The sequence below is a fragment of the Microbacterium sp. B24 genome, from assembly GCF_000333415.1.
Lineage (GTDB): Bacteria > Actinomycetota > Actinomycetes > Actinomycetales > Microbacteriaceae > Microbacterium.
The window spans coordinates 1-1,583 of sequence record NZ_BADB01000118.1; the positions used below are offsets into that span (position 1 = coordinate 1).

The window sequence follows — 1,583 nt, forward strand, 5'->3', positions numbered from 1 at the left end:
CGCCCCCGACCAGCACCGCGACCACCCGCCCAGGCTCGCGACGCTGCCGGCGAGTGCGATCAACCGTGCGACGGGGCGCCCCGGGTCGACGCTCGTCGTGTGCGAGCGCGTCTGATCGGCATTCATCGGCCACACCACGCTCAGCAGCCACACCACATTGATGGCTGCCACGACGGCCCAGCCGGCGAGAAGACCGACCGAGATCCCGGCGGCGATCGAGACGACGACCGCGACCACGACTCCGACGGCGAGGGAGAGGGGGCCGCGGACGGCCACCCGCGACGGATGACGGCGAGAACTCATGCCTCGATGCTCCCACCGCGACCGGGAATGCCGTGTCCGACCCTCCCGTTACAGTGAAGAGTTGCCCCGCCCGCCGGGAAAGCGTCCCGACGACACCCAGGAGCCCGATGACTTCTCCCGACACGACCACCGCGCCGGCCGCACCCGCTCAGGTCGGAGCCAAGGAGAATCGCGTGATCTGGCTGCTGCTGGCCGCCGCGTTCGTGGCGATCCTGAACGAGACGACGATGGGCGTCGCGATCCCGCACCTGATCGTCGACCTCGGCATCACCGCGGTGGCTGCGCAGTGGCTCACGACGGCGTTCATGCTGACGATGGCGGTCGTCATCCCCATCACCGGCTTCCTGCTGCGCCGCTTCACCACGCGAGCGATGTTCGCGACGGCGATGAGTCTGTTCTCGGCGGGTACCCTCATCGCGCTGGTCGCTCCGGGTTTCGAGGTGCTCGTCATCGCTCGTGTCGTCCAGGCGTCGGGGACGGCCATCATGATGCCGCTGCTCATGACGACACTCATGACCGTCGTTCCTGCGCACCTGCGGGGACGGATGATGGGCCGTGTCAGCGTCGTGATCTCACTCGCTCCCGCCATCGGACCCACCATGGCGGGTATCGTCCTCGACAATCTCACCTGGCGGTGGATCTTCGCGATCGTCCTTCCCATCGCACTGGTGGCCCTGGTCGTGGGCGTGCGCTGGATCCACAACCTGGGTGAGAGCACCCACACGCCGATCGACATCCTTTCCGTGGCGCTGTCCGCCGTCGGGTTCGGCGGTGTCGTCTTCGGGCTCAGCCAGATCGGCGGGCATGGCTCGGATCTCGCCGCCGCCGAGACGGCGACGACGACTCTCGTCATCGCTCTGGGCGTCGGCCTCGTCGCCCTCGGCCTGTTCGCCTGGCGTCAGCTGATCCTCCAGAAGCGCGATGAGGCGCTCCTGGATCTGCGGATCTTCCGCTCGGGCAACTTCTCCCTTTCGGTCGCGCATTTCGCGGTGATGTCGCTGGCATTCTTCGGGACGCTGACCGCTCTCCCGCTGTACCTGCAGAACACACTGGGGCTGTCGGCGAGTGCGTCCGGTCTCGTCGTCCTGCCGGGCGCACTGGCGATGGGTCTTCTCGGACCCGTCATCGGGCGCATCTACGATCGCTGGGGCACCCGCGTGCTTCTGCTTCCGGGCACCATCGTCGTGCTGACGATCCTGTGGAGCTTCACGCTCCTCACCGAATCGACCCCCGTGTGGATCCTCGTCGTCACGCAGACGCTGTTGTCGATCGGACTGGCG

Annotated in this window: 1 protein-coding gene and 1 pseudogene; one reads left to right on the forward strand and one right to left on the reverse strand. The window is 67.5% G+C overall.

Annotated elements, in window-relative coordinates:
* A pseudogene (locus tag I5I_RS02670) lies at positions 1 to 303 on the reverse strand (DUF1345 domain-containing protein); the annotation flags it as partial.
* Between the two features lie 107 nt (positions 304 to 410).
* On the opposite strand from I5I_RS02670, the gene I5I_RS02675 reads away from it, so the two are divergent.
* Positions 411 to 1,583 (forward strand): DHA2 family efflux MFS transporter permease subunit (locus tag I5I_RS02675; RefSeq protein ID WP_036316189.1); only part of this gene is annotated, 1,173 nt, incomplete at its 3' end.